This window comes from Acetobacter okinawensis JCM 25146 (genome assembly GCF_000613865.1).
GTDB lineage: Bacteria > Pseudomonadota > Alphaproteobacteria > Acetobacterales > Acetobacteraceae > Acetobacter > Acetobacter okinawensis.
On sequence record NZ_BAJU01000075.1, the window covers coordinates 1 to 2500 of the forward strand.

Here is a 2500-nt window from a genome sequence, read left to right on the forward strand (position 1 = left end):
TTGCGGGGGCAGGATTTGAACCTGCGGCCTTCAGGTTATGAGCCTGACGAGCTACCGGGCTGCTCCACCCCGCGTTTGTGGTATGTGTTGATAATGTTTGGGGTTTTGATTGGGTGGACTGGAAGACCTGGCGGCGACCGACTTTCCCGCGGCTTAAGCCGCAGTATCATAGGCGCTGGGGTTTTTCACGGCCGAGTTCGGGATGGGATCGGGTGGAACTCTCCCCGCCATGGCCACCAGGTCATCCAGACCACCCTAAGGGTGTGTGGATGCGGTTGGTGCGTTTTCGTTTTTGGTGTGTGACGTGGTTATGGATGATTTCTGTGCACGGGCCATTGTTATATGGTGTGAGAGTGAGCCTATTGGGTGATTAGGACCAGTTAGCTGCACGTGTTACCACGCTTTCACATCTGGCCTATTAACGTGGTGGTCTACCACGACCCTCAGGGAGATCTAGTTTTGAGGTGGGTTTCCCGCTTAGATGCTTTCAGCGGTTATCCCGTCCATACTTAGCTACCCGGCTGTGCCGCTGGCGCGACAACCGGTGCACCAGAGGTATGTTCATCCCGGTCCTCTCGTACTAGGGACAAATCCTCTCAAATCTCCAACATCCACGGCAGATAGGGACCGAACTGTCTCACGACGTTCTAAACCCAGCTCACGTACCACTTTAATCGGCGAACAGCCGAACCCTTGGGACCTGCTCCAGCCCCAGGATGTGATGAGCCGACATCGAGGTGCCAAACCTCCCGTCGATGTGGACTCTTGGGGGAGATCAGCCTGTTATCCCTAGAGTACCTTTTATCCGTTGAGCGATGGCCCTTCCACGCGGGACCACCGGATCACTATGGCCGACTTTCGTCTCTGCTCGAGCTGTCACTCTCGCAGTCAGGCGGGCTTATGCCATTGCACTCAACAGCCGGTTTCCGACCGGCCTGAGCCCACCATCGCGCGCCTCCGTTACACTTTGGGAGGCGACCGCCCCAGTCAAACTGCCCACCATACAGGGTCCCGGACCAGGCTTACTGGCCGCGGTTAGACATCAGAAAAATTCAGGGTGGTATTTCAAGGATGGCTCCACGGGAACTGGCGCCCCCGCTTCAAAGCCTCCCACCTATCCTACACAGAATGTCTCTGATGCCACTGTAAAGCTACAGTAAAGGTTCATAGGGTCTTTCCGTCTGACCGCGGATACCCCGCATCTTCACGGGGAATTCAATTTCGCTGAGCCGATGCTGGAGACAGCGGGGAAGTCGTTACGCCATTCGTGCAGGTCGGAACTTACCCGACAAGGAATTTCGCTACCTTAGGACCGTTATAGTTACGGCCGCCGTTTACCGGGGCTTCAATTCAGTGCTCTCACACCTCCTCTTAACCTTCCGGCACCGGGCAGGCGTCAGACCCTATACGTCGTCTTTCGACTTCGCAGAGTCCTGTGTTTTTACTAAACAGTCGCTACCCCCTGGTCTGTGCCACCCACAAATGGTTGCCCAAATGTGGGTCTCGCTTATCCCGAAGTTACACGAGTAATTTGCCTAGTTCCTTCAGCATCGTTCTCTCAAGCGCCTTGGTATGCTCTACCAGTCCACCTGTGTCGGTTTAGGGTACGGTCTATACGCCAGAGCTATTTCCTGGAATGCTCCAAAAGCCGGTCCAATCCGTTAAGGACCAACAACATATCGCATTCGTCACTTCTGGCAGGTTCAGGAATATTCACCTGATTCCCATCGACTACGGCTTTCGCCCTCGCCTTAGGGGCCGACTAACCCTGCGTGGATTAACCTTGCGCAGGAACCCTTGGACTTTCGGCGACAGTGTTTCTCGCACTGTTTGTCGCTACTCATGTCAGCATTCGCACTTCCGATATCTCCAGAAGGGGTCACCCCGCTTCCTTCACAGACCTACGGAACGCTCCGCTACCGCGCATACATAGTATGCACCCACAGCTTCGGCACGTGGCTTGAGCCCCGTTACATTTTCGGCGCAGGGTTTCTATTAGACCAGTGAGCTATTACGCTTTCTTTAAAGGATGGCTGCTTCTAAGCCAACCTCCTGGTTGTTATGGAATCCCCACATCCTTTCCCACTTAGCCACGATTTAGGGGCCTTAGCTGGTGGTCTGGGCTGTTTCCCTCTCGACAATGGACCTTAGCACCCACTGTCTGTCTGCCAGGCTAAACTTCCGGGTATTCGGAGTTTGGTTGGGTTTGGTAAGGCTTTGGGCCCCCCTAGCCCATCCAGTGCTCTACCCCCCGGGGTCAACACCTGACGGTCTACCTCAATAGATTTCGCGGAGAACCAGCTATCTCCGAGTTTGATTGGCCTTTCACCCCTAGCCACAGCTCATCCCCGACTTTTTCAACAGGCGTGGGTTCGGCCCTCCAGTGCGTGTTACCGCACCTTCAGCCTGGCCATGGCTAGATCACTCGGTTTCGGGTCTTCTGCCAGCAACTATGCGCCCTATTCAGACTCGCTTTCGCTACGCCTACACCTATCGGCTT

At 55.1% G+C, this 2500-nt stretch carries 1 tRNA gene and 2 rRNA genes (1 of these 3 cut by a window edge); all 3 read right to left on the reverse strand.

From position 1 onward, the window contains the following. Positions 1-74 (reverse strand) — tRNA-Met (locus tag JCM25146_RS15295). Between the two features lie 51 nt (positions 75-125). Beyond that, a 5S ribosomal RNA gene (rrf, locus tag JCM25146_RS15300) occupies positions 126-241 on the reverse strand. Positions 242-349: 108 nt separating this feature from the next. After that, positions 350-2500, reverse strand: a 23S ribosomal RNA gene (locus tag JCM25146_RS15305) (it continues 585 nt past the right edge of the window).